This is a genomic window from Bacteroides sp., assembly GCF_052357945.1.
In the GTDB taxonomy this organism is placed as follows: domain Bacteria; phylum Bacteroidota; class Bacteroidia; order Bacteroidales; family Bacteroidaceae; genus Bacteroides.
The window spans coordinates 1-16,703 of sequence record NZ_DAWCXD010000111.1; the positions used below are offsets into that span (position 1 = coordinate 1).

The 16,703-nt window shown below is 43.9% G+C and carries 12 protein-coding genes and 2 pseudogenes; 7 read left to right on the plus strand and 7 right to left on the minus strand.

Translation table 11 applies throughout. From position 1 onward, the window contains the following. Positions 1-232: 232 nt before the first annotated feature. The 6 genes and pseudogenes from ACT8YW_RS16990 to ACT8YW_RS17015 all read right to left on the minus strand — a co-directional run. Complete coding sequence (locus ACT8YW_RS16990; protein ID WP_444106326.1) at positions 233-1,201, minus strand: FimB/Mfa2 family fimbrial subunit; 969 nt, start codon at positions 1,199-1,201, stop codon at positions 233-235. 139 nt (positions 1,202-1,340) lie between these two features. After that, positions 1,341-2,867, minus strand: coding sequence for an Mfa1 family fimbria major subunit (locus ACT8YW_RS16995; protein ID WP_444106328.1), 1,527 nt, complete (start codon positions 2,865-2,867; stop codon positions 1,341-1,343). Positions 2,868-2,962: 95 nt separating this feature from the next. Next, entirely contained in the window at positions 2,963-4,408 is a 1,446-nt protein-coding gene (locus ACT8YW_RS17000; RefSeq protein ID WP_444106330.1) for a hypothetical protein, read from the minus strand. A 35-nt stretch (positions 4,409-4,443) separates the two neighbouring features. Further along, entirely contained in the window at positions 4,444-5,040 is a 597-nt protein-coding gene (locus tag ACT8YW_RS17005; protein ID WP_444106332.1) for a DUF3575 domain-containing protein, read from the minus strand. Positions 5,041-5,306: 266 nt separating this feature from the next. Continuing rightward, on the minus strand, positions 5,307-6,110 hold the full coding sequence (locus ACT8YW_RS17010; protein ID WP_444106334.1) for a glycine betaine ABC transporter substrate-binding protein: 804 nt from the start codon (positions 6,108-6,110) through the stop codon (positions 5,307-5,309). Positions 6,111-6,147: 37 nt separating this feature from the next. After that, a pseudogene (locus ACT8YW_RS17015) lies at positions 6,148-6,450 on the minus strand (ABC transporter permease subunit); the annotation flags it as partial. Here ACT8YW_RS17015 and ACT8YW_RS17020 point away from each other — a divergent pair. The 7 genes and pseudogenes from ACT8YW_RS17020 to lgt all read left to right on the plus strand — a co-directional run bounded on the left by ACT8YW_RS17020 (position 6,404) and on the right by lgt (position 13,347). Beyond that, positions 6,404-7,264 (plus strand): alpha/beta hydrolase family protein, encoded by an 861-nt coding sequence (locus ACT8YW_RS17020; protein ID WP_444106336.1) that lies wholly within the window; start codon positions 6,404-6,406, stop codon positions 7,262-7,264. The pseudogene ACT8YW_RS17015 and the gene ACT8YW_RS17020 overlap by 47 nt on opposite strands. Positions 7,265-7,411: 147 nt before the next feature. Continuing rightward, a complete protein-coding gene (araJ, locus tag ACT8YW_RS17025; RefSeq protein WP_444106338.1) occupies positions 7,412-8,554 on the plus strand; it encodes an MFS transporter AraJ in 1,143 nt (380 codons plus the stop codon). Between the two features lie 110 nt (positions 8,555-8,664). Further along, positions 8,665-9,381: a hypothetical protein gene (locus ACT8YW_RS17030; RefSeq protein ID WP_444106340.1), complete on the plus strand. Its 717-nt coding sequence runs from the start codon at positions 8,665-8,667 to the stop codon at positions 9,379-9,381. A 113-nt stretch (positions 9,382-9,494) separates the two neighbouring features. After that, positions 9,495-10,265: pseudogene (locus tag ACT8YW_RS17035) on the plus strand (DUF4302 domain-containing protein); the annotation flags it as partial. 159 nt (positions 10,266-10,424) lie between these two features. Beyond that, positions 10,425-11,528: a redox-regulated ATPase YchF gene (gene ychF, locus ACT8YW_RS17040; RefSeq protein WP_004298673.1), complete on the plus strand. Its 1,104-nt coding sequence runs from the start codon at positions 10,425-10,427 to the stop codon at positions 11,526-11,528. A gap of 47 nt (positions 11,529-11,575) precedes the next feature. Then, the gene (locus ACT8YW_RS17045) at positions 11,576-12,493 is read left to right on the plus strand and encodes a ketopantoate reductase family protein (protein WP_444106343.1); all 918 of its coding nucleotides are present in this window, start codon (positions 11,576-11,578) and stop codon (positions 12,491-12,493) included. A 17-nt stretch (positions 12,494-12,510) separates the two neighbouring features. Next, a complete protein-coding gene (gene lgt / locus ACT8YW_RS17050) occupies positions 12,511-13,347 on the plus strand; it encodes a prolipoprotein diacylglyceryl transferase (RefSeq protein ID WP_004317337.1) in 837 nt (278 codons plus the stop codon). A gap of 130 nt (positions 13,348-13,477) precedes the next feature. Here the strand turns inward: lgt and mutS are convergent, their stop codons facing one another. Further along, positions 13,478-16,066 carry a DNA mismatch repair protein MutS gene (gene mutS, locus ACT8YW_RS17055; protein WP_032846723.1) on the minus strand — a complete coding sequence of 863 codons (2,589 nt, stop codon included), beginning with the start codon at positions 16,064-16,066 and terminating at the stop codon, positions 13,478-13,480. Positions 16,067-16,703: the final 637 nt, after the last annotated feature.

A 16,703-nucleotide genomic window follows, 5' to 3' on the forward strand; every position in this document is an offset into this window, starting at 1 on the left:
GTACCGCCCCCCTTGTTCATTTCCGCCACAATCCGGATGGGAACAGCCTGGGGAAACTTTTCCAGCTCCTCTGTATCAGGCGAGCATCCGGCCAATTGTACAATCGCCACACAGGCTGCCGCCAACAGCCTCGTCACAGTTCCGTATTTCATTGTCTTTTTTTTAAATAAATAATCATAACCCCTTTCCTAGATCAGGGAATCATCAATCTTAAGTCTGTCCTGATATGATATCAGTTTTCCAGCTCTATAGGACGGGAAATGACGTTCCAGTCCAGAACAGTCGCCTGTACCAGCGTCCATGTCTTCCTCCCATACTTGAGTTTCAAGGTTATGGGAAAATCATGGTCACATTCCAGGCTATACGGCGGTTCGCCAGCATCCCCCCGGAACATGATGATGTCATCCACCAGATCGGCGGTATAAAGAGTCACCCCGGTTGTCCTGTCAATCAGGGAGACAAGTGCGTTCCTGCCTTCCTCCAGCTTCATCAGTGTAAAATCCGCCTTTAGCGCCCCTTCAGCGTCACATACGGCTTCGGTTGTATACTCAAAACGTTCGCCAAGGGCGATCTGTCCGTTGAAGTCATACACACCGTTGTCATCTTCTATCCTGATGATGAAATCCTCACCCACGGGGAAGGGCTCAGAGGTGGATCTGATGGTGAAGTGTATTCGGTATGTCAATTCCCGCATGTTGAAGGCCACCCGTTCATACACGCTTCCCGTATCCTCCCGGTTCTCCAGTGATACTGAGGAGAGCCCGACATACAGCGGGCCGGGAGCTGAGGAAATCCGATTGTCCTTCAACCGCAGGGAGACCCGCATTTCCCGCCTGGTAGTGATGCCTTCCTTAAAACCGGAAAAATCATAGGCAGCCAGGTCACTGCCGCCCCATGCGACAAACGTGAGCTTCCCCGTATGCCGCAATGTGGCAGGCAGGGAATAATCCGCCGAAAGAATCATCTTCCTGTCGGAGAACTCGCCCACCAGCACGCCTTTGTCATCAAAGGCAAATACCCGGACTTCTCTTATATCTGACGGATAGTCGGGAAGTTGTTCGCAAGGGGTCTGGCTGTAAAATTGAAAATTGACACCTTGCGGACAACCGCCCAAGTCATCAAATACGGCTGAGTTACATCCTATAAGACAGCAGGCCAGTAACACGATAAATGCGACAGAATGTACGCTTCTGATTCTCATTTGATATAATTTATGTTGGATTTACTTGACAGCCTGAGAAGCAGACTGCTTGTTTTTTGGAGAAAGGAGGGGAATGGTTCCCTCTTCTTTCTCCATGCTATGTCAGAAATTGCTTGTTGAATCTGTTTCCACCCGGATATTACTCGAGAATGACATCACGTGAAACCAGGTTCCACTGAAGTACTTTGGCCTCGACACGCATATAGGTATCTTCTTTTTCGATATCCGGATTTTCAGGGTCTGTAGGTTCAGTAGGGTCTATCGGTTTCGGCAGGTACGGGTCTTTAGGATCGGAAGGATCCCATGGCATACCCAATCCCTGGAAAGCCTTGATTGTCAACAGATAGGTGTTATTACGGCGTGTATCAGCGTTCACAACCGACTTCCCATCAGCTGTGACAGTCTGACGGTTCCACAACGCACGGTATGCACATTTTCCGTCCGTATAGGTATAGGCTCCCTGATCCGGATTCAACTGACTTTTCTTTGCGGCTTCCTTGCTGGCATAGATAAGACCGTCTTTTTCCCCCCGGAAAAATGTTGTCCCTTTTTGAAAATTAGTCTCTTTGACCAATTTTCCGCCTTCAAGTTTCCATACTTCATTTGGAGTATAAGTGGTATAAACCTTGGCATAGGGCAGACGGTAGTAACCGAAATTCTTGTTTTCAGATGTGAACGCATCCTTTTTTACGGAATTTTCCATAAAATAAATACCTGCTCCTGTTTTAGCTTCAGAGGCGCTTGCTGCAGCATTTTTGGCTGCGTACATGCCAAGCTTGTCCGCCGCCTGGTTCTCCGGTAGGATATTCCCCAGACGGATCAAGTTTTCCTTGGCTGAGCCATCCGGGTCTTTGGCCGCCTCAAAATCGGTATATCCATCAATGGCTGATGCAAAGCCCTCGTAAAGGCCGTCGGCATCTCCAATTGTACGCTTCCCCGCATGGTTACGGAAAAGATATGTCTTTGTGGCACCGTTGATGGCGGTATACTTGATATCGGCAAGATCAACCTTTCCTTTTCCATCCGCAGTTGTTTCTTCCAAAGCGGCATCCTTCACAACCAGTCCTTGTGCCACAACACGCTCCACATCAAAGGAGAATACATTTTGAGCCTCACTTGTACCCGTTTTGGCCGCGTCCTCGGTAATGCCGGGAGCAATGGTTTTCTGCTCGGCTTTCGAGGTCATAACAAACTTATTGTCCGTAGCGAGAGCGGCAATATCGTTTACTGCGGTAGCTGTACTGCCATGCGTCTTGTCCGCGGCTGTTGCAATATCGGCGGAAAGGCTACCCTTGTTAAATAACAAGGCCATGGATTGAAGGCCGGGATTCGTTTTCCATGGAGCGACCTTGAATGTACCGGCTGTTTGCGTTTCCCAAAACTTGCCTGTCTCATCAGCTACCGTTCCTAACGTCCATGTTTGAGACAAGACGTTTGAGAGAAGCTGTAACTCCGTAAGCTTACTCTCTTCCGTTCTTCCTCCGTAATCTTCCTGATTGTCATTCACCGCTCTGGTTGAGACATCCTTCATGGCTGAAACATACATTCCCGCAAATGTTGTTCCTTCGCCCGGATTGTTTACCGGAGGAACATCCTCATTGTTACAAGCTGTCATGCCCAGACTTAGGGCTGCAACTCCCACTAAAAATAAATTGTTTACTTTCATAACTTAAACTGTTTAGTAAATAAATAATTTAATTATATAATACATTAAATACTTTCTATTTATCCGTTAATCCCGGCATGGAAAGTCTGGAGTTTTCATTCTCCGGGTTCCATGTATTTTTTCAATAACTCCTCCGCCTTCCGCCAGTTTCCTTTCATATTATGGGCAATTGCCATAGGATAAACAGAACGGCTGTCACTCTTTATTGTGTCCAATATTATCAGAGCCTTGTCCGCATCCTTTTCATACTTTAAAAGCGCATTGGCATAGTTGAGTGCTGCCAGCGGATCAAGTGCGAACTGTTCATAAGCCTTCCTGTATATGTTTACCGGATTTTTTCCCTGTTCGGCATACTGTTGTGCCAGCCTGCACATCTCATACTGGCTCAGGCATCCGGGGGCGGTAATAAACATTTCCTCCAGTTCGTCATCCGTATAGGGGCGCACATCGAAACTCATGAGGAAAACGGTGCGGCGTAGAACGGGATAAACTGTGGAAAGCAACTCCGCATAGACCTTTCCACCATCTAAAGAGCGTATAGCCGCTTCGCGGGCCACATCCGTATCATGTCTCTCGATAGCGGACAAAATCTCCTTCTTATAGTTCAGGGAAGATGCTTTTATAATATCTCTCAAACCTTCCCAATCCTCACCGGCTCCTTCTATTCGGTATACAGAAGCGTTCTTGAGCTGCGGATACTTGCCCAACACATGGGAGGAAAGCGTATGGGTACGGCGTTCCGACAAATGTTTGTTATAGCCGGATTCGCCTTCGGGAGAGGCATATCCGATGATGTGCACCTCACGAAGACGGGCCCCCTTTATCTGGAGCCCCTTGGACACAAAGCTGTCCAGACGGGCCAGTTCTTCCCGGTTTTTACCGAAGCCAAGAAGAAGCCCATGCTGTGCGGATTTGAAAGTGACCTTGCAGTCAAATTCCTCCTCGTAGCATTTTATCTCCACCTTTTCAGGGGTATAAAAATTATATTCATAGTCTTCCGGACCGAACAGGTCTATCCCGGTCACCGGAATGTCTGTCCGAGCCACGCCTTTACCACACTCGGCACATCCGTACACCTCCTCACGGAAGGATATATGTCCGGACGCCATCCATCGTTCAAAAGGCAGCGTTTTCCGGACAGGAATTCCGCCTCCCTTCAAATCTCCGGCCCTACGGATATCCTTCACCGAAACCGATGTGTCCGGGTTTCCGCCCAGAGTTTTCCTGCGGACAACAGCCCTGTATCTTGTCTTTCCTGATATACATAGGGGAGGGAAATTAACTCCGGTATTGCCGTCAGAGGACACCAGGGAAGGATAGACATAGAGCATCTCCTGTGCTCCCAGCCGGTTCACGGAGCCCGTTATATTGAAAGAGATGGCAAGCGTTTTCCCGTCCGTACTGCGTTCTGTTTTCACTTCTGTATATTCCAGACGGGGATTCCCTTCTCTGGCAACCTTTTCCTTTACCTGTCCTGCCAGGGGCAAGCAGTATACATATCCCATAAAAGAGAGTATCCCTATATAATGTATTGGTCTCATTGATTATTTTTTATGTTTATATACGCAACGTGAATTCATTTGATCATATAGACTATCGAAACTGCAAGCTTTGTAGGTCCCAGATAATCAGCTTTTCCCTTACCAGTCTTTTTTCCACAAGAGGTGCATCTGAACCTGTCATATTTGACACGTGCATAGCCCACCCCCAGGGATGCCTCCACACTGAACCTGCTGGACAGTATCCAGTGATGGCCCGCACTGATACCAGCACCGTAGAAATATCCTTCGTAACGGTGTCCTTTCATTTCCTTGGAATGGTTCTGAATGATAAAAGGAATATTTATGCCCCCAACATTCATCTGCCCTCCGTGTGCGTGAAGACCGAGGAACCAGCCGTTGAATGTTTCACAGGTCCAATATCTTATTTCCGGCTGCACAAGCCAGTGACTCCATTTCCTAGTTTTGTAACTGCTTGCTGTGGCATCATTCTCATAAAAGAAAAAATTCATACCCACCTGGGTGTCCAATGTCCATTTCTTTCCCAGGGAGAACTCCGCAGAAAGATTGGGTGTCAGCAGGGCGTCATAGGCAAGGTTGTTCTTTAGCGCAACCTTTTGTGAGAAGGCCTGCAGGCTGAACAACAGGAAGAAAAAAAAACATGCTTTTTTCATATTGTCACCGATTGTTTTTCGTATTAAAAAATACTTGTTTTATGATATTAACTTTTAATGGTGCAAAGATAGAAACGTATAATAGTATTTTTATTATACGTATTGGACATAAAATTATGAAAAACAGTCTTTTTGCTTATACAATATATACCATAAGACAGTTATAGGCGGAGATGTCCATTTTTAATACTGTCATGAATGCGGAAGGCGGTTCCAGCTAGTATTGCGGAGAGGGGGCTTAAGGGGCATCCATTTCAGCGTGATGTTCACCGGCTGTATTTCTCCTTGTCTGGAATCCAGCTGTCTATCAAATCCCTGTGCCCGTCCATCCACCAGCGCACGGCCATCGTCTCTGTTCCACGGGTTTCCTCTATGGCCCGCATCAGGGAGCTGATCTCGCTGTCAGACAAGTGGATGTTTCCCAAAAGGGCGACTGCGAACGGGTGCTGCTCACTGAATCCCTTTCTGGCAATGGAGTGGATTAGTTCGGCATCCCCATAAATGTTCTTGAAATCTTCCAACACCCTCAGGCGGAAGCGGTCAAACATCCAGTGCGGAGTCCATCCGGTCACGACGCCCCATTCCTTCTTGTCAATGGCTTTCTTCAGCAATGCCGTCATGGCAGGGCCGCTGGAGATCATGAGCCTGTAGTCCAGGCCATATTCCGGAATGGCTTTCTCCGTGCATTTCATGATGCTGGTACTGGCATCAATTCCCACGATCTCTACGGAAAAACGCCCGATACGGGCACTGTCGTATATCTGTCCAAGAATTTCCAACCTGCTTTCGTATTTCCGGAAATAATCGGTATGAGTCACCGGCAGCCAGCTATCCATGAACACGTCTATCTTGCCTCTTGCCAACGAGGTGAATATGGGAGCTATGTCCGCATTCAAAAGTTCTATCCTGTATCCTTGCTCCGAGAGAATCTCCTTGGCCAGATAGGTGACCGCTATCCCTTCGGCCCAATTCGCATATGCTATACGGATTTTCTTGTCAGAAATGTTACCGCATGAGAAGAATATCGCGACAGCCAGCAGGAGCGTGAAAAATCTCGTTCTGTTTCTCATAATCATTCTGTCTTTCATTATATGTTTTACTCCTTTTTTATTTTTTTCGTACTATTCCCTGTGTGATCCGGTCAAGCACAATAGCCAGTATCACGACGGCAATCCCCCCTTCGAATCCCATGCCAATCTTCATCTGGGTGATACCTTTCAATACTATTTCCCTCAAACCTCCGGCTGATATCATGGCGGTTACCACTACCATGGAGAGCGACATAATGATGGTCTAGTTGACACCGGCAAGAATAGTTGGCAATGCCAACGGTAACTGTACCTTGTAGAGCAGCTGCCAAGAAGTGGCTCCAAAAGACCGGGCGACCTCCACCACATTTTTCGGCACCTGGCATGGAAAACTTTCCATTCCCACCGATTCACTGACTATCGTATTCCATATCAGTCAAACAGGACAGGGAACTTATGTGACGACATTGGACAGCCCCGACCTGGGAGCTAACAGCATAAAGACGCAGACTACTTCTTTCAATGATTCTATATTGGCGATCCAGATACCCATTATCCATGCCTCTTACAAAGGAAAATTGGATAGTAATCAAACAATCAGTGGGACATTTACACAGGGAATGCCTATTCCGTTGAATTTGGAAAAGGGAGAAGCCAGCCGCCCCAAGCGCCCGCAGAAGCCTCAACCGCCTTTCCCCTACAAAAGTGAAGAGGTCATTGTGAGGAATGAACAGGATGGCATCAACCTTGCCGGAACATTGACTCTTCCCCAAAAGGGAACTAAGTTTCCGGCAGTGGTTATGGTGACAGGGAGCGGTGCACAGAACCGGGATGAAGAAATCATGGGATACAAGCCTTTCCTCGTCATCACCGATTATCTGACCCGGAACGGAATTGCCGTACTTAGGTGTGATGATAGGGGAACTGCCGCTTCACAAAGTAATCATACAACAGCTACCAATGAGGAGTTACAGAAAGAATTGTATGCAGACGTTACCCAAACAATGTCTCCCGAACAATTGAAAGATTTAAATACCATCCAGCAGAATAAAAATGTAACTATCAAAGCCTATCCCAACTTAAACCATCTGTTTCAGACTTGCGAAAAAGGAACACTGGCGGAATACGGGCAACTGGAGGAAACCATCAGCCCAGAAGTTTTAAAGGATATCATGGAGTGGATAAAGAAACAATAAGTTTACACAAACATTGTACAAATTGATTTAAATCAAAATCGTCCGGCCTGAACTCACCTTGAAAGATTTTGTTTTACCTTTGCAGCCGAAATAAAAAAAGCGGCAGATAAATAAGGTAAAAAGCAACAGGTATTAGGTAAGTTTGGTATGAAGAAGAGTCTTATTGCATTGGCGTTCGGTACACTGGGATTGGGTATTGCCGAATTTGTGATGATGGGAATTTTGCCCGATGTGGCAAAAGATTTAGGTATTAGTATTCCTACCGCAGGGCATTTCATATCTGCTTATGCATTAGGCGTCTGCGTTGGTGCCCCTGTACTGACATTGGCCCGCAAATATCCATTAAAACATATTCTGTTGGTATTAGTTACCTTGATTATGATAGGTAACATCTGTGCGGCTATGGCTCCCAATTACTGGGTATTACTCGCTGCTCGTTTCATCTCCGGCTTACCTCATGGCGCATACTTCGGAGTAGGATCTATTGTTGCCGAGAAACTGGCCGATAAAGGCAAAGGCTCGGAAGCCGTCTCCATCATGATTACCGGAATGACCATTGCCAACCTATTTGGTGTACCTCTGGGAACTTCTTTAAGTACCATGCTTTCCTGGCGTGCCACTTTCCTACTGGCCGGTATCTGGGGGATTGTTATCATGTACTATATCTGGCGATGGGTTCCCCATGTAGAAGGTTTGCAGGACACCGGCTTTAAAGGGCAGTTCCGTTTTCTTAAAACTCCGGCTCCATGGTTGATTCTTGGTGCCACAGCCTTAGGAAACGGCGGTGTATTCTGTTGGTATAGCTACATCAATCCGCTGCTTACCAATGTATCTGGCTTCTCTGCAGAAAGCATTACGCCTTTAATGATTCTTGCCGGTTTCGGTATGGTGATGGGAAACCTGATTAGCGGACGTCTCTCCGACCGTTACACTCCCGGAAAGGTGGGAACTGCCGCACAAGCACTTATCTGCGTGATGTTGCTGCTTATCTTCTTTCTCTCTCCATATAAATGGGCAGCCGCCCTGTTAATGTGCCTTTGTACGGCAGGACTGTTTGCTGTATCCAGTCCGGAACAGATATTGATTATCCGTGTAGCAAAAGGAGGAGAAATGTTGGGAGCAGCCTGCGTACAGGTTGCGTTCAATCTCGGAAACGCCATCGGGGCTTATACAGGCGGATTGGCTGTCAGTGAAGGCTATCGTTATCCGGCCCTGGCGGGTGTACCATTTGCTCTAATTGGATTTACTTTATTCTTGATTTTTTATAAGAAATATCAGGCAAAATACTAAATAACTAGTAAAAGCTACCCTACTTTCTGCTGCAAGATAAAATTCACTTTAAAGTCTTGTAGAATTATATTTTTACTCATACTTTTGTAAGGTCTGTTAAGTCTTGATAAATGGGAATGAGGAAAGATACACTTATCACAATTATTATGGGAGTAATTAGTATATTTACTTCTTGCAATCCGCATCCCAATCTATCAAAGGCTGACCAACTAATAAATTTTTATCCTGATAGTTCCCTGACATATTTGAAAGCTATCCGGCATCCTGAAAATATGTCCCCAAAGGATTATGCAAAATGGTGCCTATTAGTAGCTCAAGCAAAATATAACAATGCGCAAAGCTTAGTTCCGGACTCATTTGTTTTTAAAGCTTTTGATTATTTTTCCAAAGACACATCCGACCCGATACTAACAGCAAGAACATATTTTTATACCGCACTTATCAGTAAAGAAATAAGAAACATAGAAGAAGCTGCTCAATACTTATTAAAAGCAAGAGATTTCGCAGAGAAAGCAAATGACTACAATCTAGCATTCAAAATTTCCCATGACTTGTGCGACATCTACTCTAAACAAGGATTATTTGATTATAAATTAACAGAGGCATGGAGAGGATATAATTATGCACAGATTTCTAAAGATAGTCTGTCTATTTATTATGCATTGGCAGATCTGGGACATGCTTATTCTACCCAAGAGCAAATCGATAGCGCACTTTATTTTTTCGAAAAGGCATTCCCTATCGCCCAAAAAGTACATCCCAAAGCCACCTCTTCTGCTTTAAACGATATATGTTATGCATATATAAATAAAAAAGATCCGCACTAAAAATCTGCAATGAGGCCATTGCATGTGAAAAGGATTCAATTGACCTATATAACAATTACATTATCAAAGGAGTAATCTTTCAAGATATACAACAATATGATTCTGCTATCCATTATTTTACCCTAAGTTATAAAGGACAAGCGTATGATTTTGTATCTAATGGTAGAAAAACTGGTTTCTTATCCGCTAACAATGGAAATCCGACCCTACAAATAGAAGGTTCTAAAATAGACCTGAACGGAAATATCGTAATGATGAACCCGTTAATCCTTAATGGTTACGAAATTTATCAGTTCAACAAGACATCCACCGGATATACTACACAAGTAGGCAATGATATACTTGAAATTAAAGGAGGTACTACACCAATTGTTCCTCTATTCAATGCACCTCCAGGAGCAATTCATCAGACAATGGTAGTGTACAACGATATGCAAAATCAATGGTCATCCGAATATTTTGATAAACATAAAGCTGCTGTTTCGAATTTATTTGCATTCACTCAAACTCAATTCTATATTGTGTATGTTGCCATACACATGTACACAGACGGAAGTATAGTGGAGATTGGTTATAAAATATATCAAAACGGTTCATTAGGAGCCGATACTTACGGATTCTATTATACATTCAACTATCAGAAGAATTCAGATGGTTCTATCACTTTTGGAGATTATACACCGTTCGATACAAGCAATCCTAATCACGAAGAGTTCGACAAATGTCTGTCACCTATTTTAGATGGTTACTTTAAAAAACACAAATTCTTCATTAAAAGCTGGCCGGCTTTGTACAACAATTCCAGCCAATATGTGATGTCCTCACTGATTCCTGCAGAAGATAAGACACTTGGTGTCATGGTAGGCGTATCTATGACGTTCTAAAGTTTACTTTACATTCATAGGGATGCCTGAAAACGGCATCCCTTACTCATTAAATAGATATTAGAAAGAAGTATTTGTTTTCCAACCAATGTATATAATCTAAAAATGCCTATCTTTGCAGTCAAATTATCGATAACTAAATAAAAACGAAATAGATAAATGGCATTGCAATGTGGTATTGTAGGACTACCGAACGTGGGTAAGTCGACACTTTTCAACTGTTTGTCGAATGCGAAAGCACAAGCGGCAAATTTCCCTTTCTGTACAATTGAACCCAATGTAGGTGTAATCACTGTTCCTGACGAACGTCTGAACGCACTCGCAGAATTGGTGCACCCCCAACGAATTGTTCCTACAACAGTAGAAATCGTAGATATCGCCGGACTGGTGAAAGGCGCAAGCAAAGGTGAAGGACTGGGAAACAAGTTCCTTGCCAATATCCGTGAAACAGACGCAATTATCCACGTACTCCGTTGCTTCGACGACGACAATGTGACACACGTAGACGGAAGCGTAAATCCCGTCCGCGACAAAGAAATCATTGACTACGAACTTCAATTGAAAGACCTGGAAACCATCGAAAGCCGTATCCAGAAAGTACAGAAACAAGCACAGACGGGCGGAGACAAAGCTGCAAAGTTAGCTTACGATGTACTCGTTCAATATAAAGACGCACTGGAACAGGGAAAATCTGCACGTACAGTGACTTTTGAAACAAAAGATGAACAAAAGATTGCTCACGAACTGTTCTTATTGACCAGCAAACCAGTAATGTATGTCTGCAATGTTGATGAAGCAAGCGCAGTAAACGGTAATAAATACGTAGATATGGTACGCGAAGCCGTAAAAGACGAGAATGCTCAAATCCTGATTGTCGCAGCCAAAACAGAAGCGGACATCGCCGAACTGGAAACGTACGAAGACCGTCAGATGTTCCTTGCCGAAGTAGGCTTGGAAGAATCGGGCGTAGCACGTCTTATCAAATCTGCTTACAAACTCCTGAATCTCGAAACATATTTCACTGCCGGTGTACAAGAAGTACGTGCCTGGACATACGAAAAAGGATGGAAAGCTCCTCAATGTGCCGGAGTGATCCACACCGATTTTGAAAAAGGCTTTATCCGTGCCGAAGTTATCAAATACGATGATTATATCAAATACGGCTCGGAAGCAGCTGTGAAAGAAGCCGGAAAACTGGGTGTAGAAGGAAAAGAATATGTGGTGCAGGATGGCGACATCATGCATTTCCGTTTCAACGTGTGATTATCGGTTACCACCGACGACTTATTAATTACTAATTCGCTAACAATATGAAATATCTCATTGCAGGAACGGGAGGTGTAGGCGGCAGTATCGCTGGATTCTTGTCGCTGGCAGGCAAAGATGTAACTTGTATTGCCCGTGGAGCTCACTTGCAGTCGATTCAAACGAACGGTTTGAAACTGAAATCGGATTTGAAGGGCGAACATACGCTCCGGATTCCGGCTACTACCGCTGAAGAATTCAATGGGAAAGCAGATGTGATATTTGTATGCGTGAAAGGTTATTCGGTCGATTCCATCGTAGAACTGATTAAAAGGGCAGCACACAAAGACACAGTAGTCATCCCTATTCTGAATGTGTACGGCACAGGACCACGCATACAAAAGTTGGTACCGGAAGTCACTGTCCTCGACGGATGCATCTATATCGTAGGTTTCGTATCCGGCACAGGAGAAATCACCCAAATGGGAAGAATATTCCGTCTGGTATATGGTGCTCATCACGGCACGGTTGTGAAACCCGGATTGCTGGAAGCTATCCAACAAGACTTGCAGGAAGCAGGCATAAAAGTAGACCTGTCACCGGACATCAACCGGGATACGTTTATCAAATGGTCGTTTATCTCCGCAATGGCTGTGACGGGTGCTTACTACGACGTTCCGATGGGAGAAGTACAGAAACCGGGAAAGATACGGGATACATTTATCGGACTTGCTACGGAAAGCGCTGCCTTAGGAAAGAAACTGGGCGTCGAATTTCCCGAAGACCCAGTCAGCTACAACCTAAAAGTGATTGACAAGCTCGATCCCGAAAGTACCGCTTCTATGCAAAAAGACCTGGCACGCGGACACGACTCGGAAATACAAGGATTGCTCTTCGACATGATTGCAGCAGCCGAAGAACAGGGAATAGATATACCGACCTACCGGATGGTTGCGGAGAAATTCAAAGAATCTAATCATTAACATTAATCCAATATAGAATGAATACCATGCTATTATCCATCAACTGGAACCCGAATCCCGAACTATTCAACCTGTTCGGCATTTCTATCCGTTATTACGGATTACTGTGGGCAGTAGGAATATTCTTTGCTTATGTGGTTGTTCACTACCAGTACCGGGATAAAAAGATAGAGGAAAAGAAGTTTGACCCTCTTTTCTTTTACTGTTTCTTTGGTATTCTAATCGGTGCCCGCCTAGGACACTGCCTGTTCTATGACCCGGGATACTACCTGTCTCATTTTTGGGAAATGATTCTTCCTATCAAGTTCATGCCGGACGGAAACTGGAAATTTACCGGATATGAAGGACTTGCCAGCCACGGCGGTACATTAGGACTGATAATCGCCCTTTGGCTGTATTGCCGCAAGACGAAGCTCCATTATATGGACGTGCTGGATATGATTGCCGTAGCTACTCCAATCACCGCCTGCTTCATCCGCCTTGCCAACCTGATGAACTCCGAAATCATCGGCAAACCGTCTGATGTGCCCTGGGCATTCGTTTTCGAACGTGTAGATATGCTCCCCCGTCATCCGGGACAGCTCTACGAAGCCATCGCTTATCTTATCCTGTTCTTCATCATGATTTACCTGTATAAGAATTACAGCAAGAAACTGCATCGCGGCTTCTTCTTCGGCCTCTGCCTGACTTACATCTTCACCTTCCGCTTTTTCATCGAATTCCTAAAAGAAAATCAGGAAGATTTTGAAAACAGCATGATGTTCAATATGGGACAATGGTTAAGCGTTCCGTTTATCATAATAGGCGTCTATTTCATGTTCTTCTATGACAAGAAGAAAAATAAAATAGCCTAAATCAAAAAAAGAGGGATTAGCGGTTCAAACATCACTAATCCCTCTTTTTTATCAATAAAACAAATGCCATTTCCCTAATGTCAGGACAACAATCGAAAACATATCCTAAGACATTATATACATTTTCAGCTTATTTCCCCCTGACTATCTTCTTAATATCATTCAATTTATTCAGCGCTTCAATAGGAGTAAGATTATTCACATCAAGATTCAATATCTCATCGCGAATCTGACAGAGAATCGGATCGTCCAACTGGAAGAAGCTTAACTGCATACCTCCACGATTCTCGCTCACTTCTGCCAACGGTTTACCTGCTATGCCCTGTTGGCGATTATCAGATTCAAGCTGTTTCAATATCTCATTTGCACGTTTCACAATGCTTTTCGGCATACCGGCCATCTTTGCCACATGAATACCGAAAGAGTGTTCACTACCGCCACGTTCCAGTTTACGAAGGAAGATTACTTTATTATCAACTTCTTTCACCGATACATTATAATTCTTGATGCGCTTGAAAGATTTCTCCATCTCATTCAATTCATGATAATGCGTAGCAAATAATGTACGTGCTTTTGCTTTCGGATGTTCATGGATATACTCTACAATTGCCCAGGCAATGGAAATACCATCATAAGTAGAAGTACCACGACCCAATTCGTCAAATAATACCAGACTCCGGGAAGAAACATTATTCAGGATATCAGCCGCTTCATTCATCTCTACCATAAATGTAGATTCACCGACTGATATATTATCGCTCGCTCCTACACGGGTAAATATCTTATCAACTAAACCGATATGCGCACTTTCCGCAGGAACAAACGAGCCGATTTGAGCCAATAGCGTAATCAATGCTGTTTGGCGCAAGAGTGCCGACTTACCGGCCATGTTCGGACCTGTAATAATAATAATCTGCTGTGTATCGCTGTCCAGCATTACATCATTGGCAATATACTTCTCGCCTATCGGAAGTTGTTTTTCTATTACCGGGTGACGTCCCTGACGAATATCCAATACGTCATTATCCTCAATAATCGGACGGATATAACGATTCTCACGAGCCACATTGGCAAATGACAACAGACAGTCCAGACGTGCAATCTGATTCGCATTAATCTGTATCTGTGGAATAAACTCCATCAATGCCTGTACCAAGTCCGTATATAGCTGCGTTTCCAGAATCAGAATCTTATCTTCCGCTCCCAAAATCTTTTCTTCATATTCCTTTAGTTCCTGCGTGATATAACGTTCCGCATTAACCAGCGTCTGTTTACGAATCCACTCTTTAGGAACTTTATCTTTGTGGACATTACGGACTTCGATATAATAACCGAATACGTTATTATAAGCCACTTTCAAACTCGGAATACCCGTCTCCTCGCTCTCCCGCTGTTGTATCTTTAGCAGATAATCTTTTCCTGAATAGGAGATTTGCCGCAATTCATCCAAGTCTGCGTTCACACCATCTTGAATCACTCCACCTTTATTTATCAGTAAAGGAGGATCATTCTTAATCTCTTTGGCAATCCGGTCACGAATAGAAATACAAAGATTCAGCTGTTCGCCAATACGATTCAAACTTGCATTATCAGCTTCCATGCATGCCTGTTTTATCGGCTCAATTGCTTGCAAGGCAACCTTCAACTGAACGACTTCACGGGGCGACACACGCCCCACAGCCACTTTGGAAATAATACGTTCCAGATCACCTATCAGATGCAACTGTTCTTCAATCAGTTCCTTAAAATCTGGCTGACGGAAGAAATATTCCACTACATTCAAGCGTTCATTGATCGGTTTCTCATCCTTCAACGGAAAAACCATCCAACGTTTCAGCAGACGCGCTCCCATCGGGCTGATCGTTCTGTCGATCACATTGAGCAGACTACTGCCGCCATCATTCATATTACCAATCAGCTCAAGGCTACGCACCGTGAACTTATCCAGACGGACGTATTTATCTTCTTCAATACGTGCCAATGAAGTGATGTGACCAATCTGCGTATGCTGCGTCATCGTCAAATACTGCAGGATAGCACCGGAAGCAATGATACCGTTTTTCAAATGCTCCACTCCGAAACCTTTCAGATTCTTCGTTTCAAAGTGTTTCAGCAGTTTCTCACGGGCAGTCGTTTCTGTAAATACCCAGTCGTCCAGCTCGAATGTGAAGAACTTGTTACCGAAATTACCTTCAAACATCAGGCGTTTGCCACGTTCAAAAAGAATCTCTTTAGGGGCAAAGTTATTCAACAACTTGTCTATATAATCAAAAGGTCCTTCTGCAGTAAGGAATTCACCAGTAGAAATATCGAGAAAAGCAACTCCACAGGAAGCCTTTCCGAAATGAACGGCAGCCAGGAAGTTATTCTCTTTATAGTTCAGAACATTATCATTGATAGAAACACCGGGCGTAACCAATTCGGTAATGCCACGCTTCACCAGCTTCTTCGTCATTTTGGGGTCTTCGAGCTGGTCGCAGATAGCGACACGTTTTCCAGCGCGAACCAGTTTCGGAAGGTAGGTATCAAGGGCATGATGAGGAAAACCTGCCATCTCGATAGTTTTTCCTTTCCCATTGGCACGTTTTGTCAGTGTGATTCCTAAGATTTCGGCTGCAACGATGGCATCCGTAGAATATGTTTCATAAAAGTCACCGCAACGAAACAGCATCACTGCATCCGGATGTTTTGCCTTCAAATCCAGAAACTGTTTCATCATCGGGGTGAGGACGATCTCTTCTTCGTTCACGGGTGTCTCCTTTTCTTTTTTATTGAGTATATAATGTAATTATCCTTGCAAAGATAACGGTTTTTCGGCAGAGAATCAACGGTATGTTCCGATTCAATTTTCAAAATAAATGTTGCATACCTTGAAAAAAGGAGGGCTAATTTCTTAATAAGTAGGAGAAAACTATTAAAACGTGTTATAAAACATGCTATTTTTCTTGGATAATTTGCTAATTTCCCAAGAGTCCGTATCTTTGCAATGTGTTTTTCATAGTATTAGATTTAAGGTTAACAAAGGTTGGAGCAAGGCGTTGCTCCTTTTTTTATGCCCGTATGCTTCGTTCCTATTTGATATAAACTAACAAGCCTCTCTATTCTTAATCATCAGATTCTTTTGGCGCAGCCTCTTCTAAAGTGTATTTTTGATTTTCATTTCTCATATTCTCATTCATTAATCATAAGTGGCAGAAACTTAATAGAATAAACTTATGAGAAATGCTTTTCTAAAGCAGCATTTCTCATAGTTTTTCCGCCAAATACCCCGGTTTTTACCTTGTTTCTCATACTTGTTGGATTCATTTCTCATAGTGTCTTTCCAGTCAACCTATAACAAGAATAAAAAAACAACT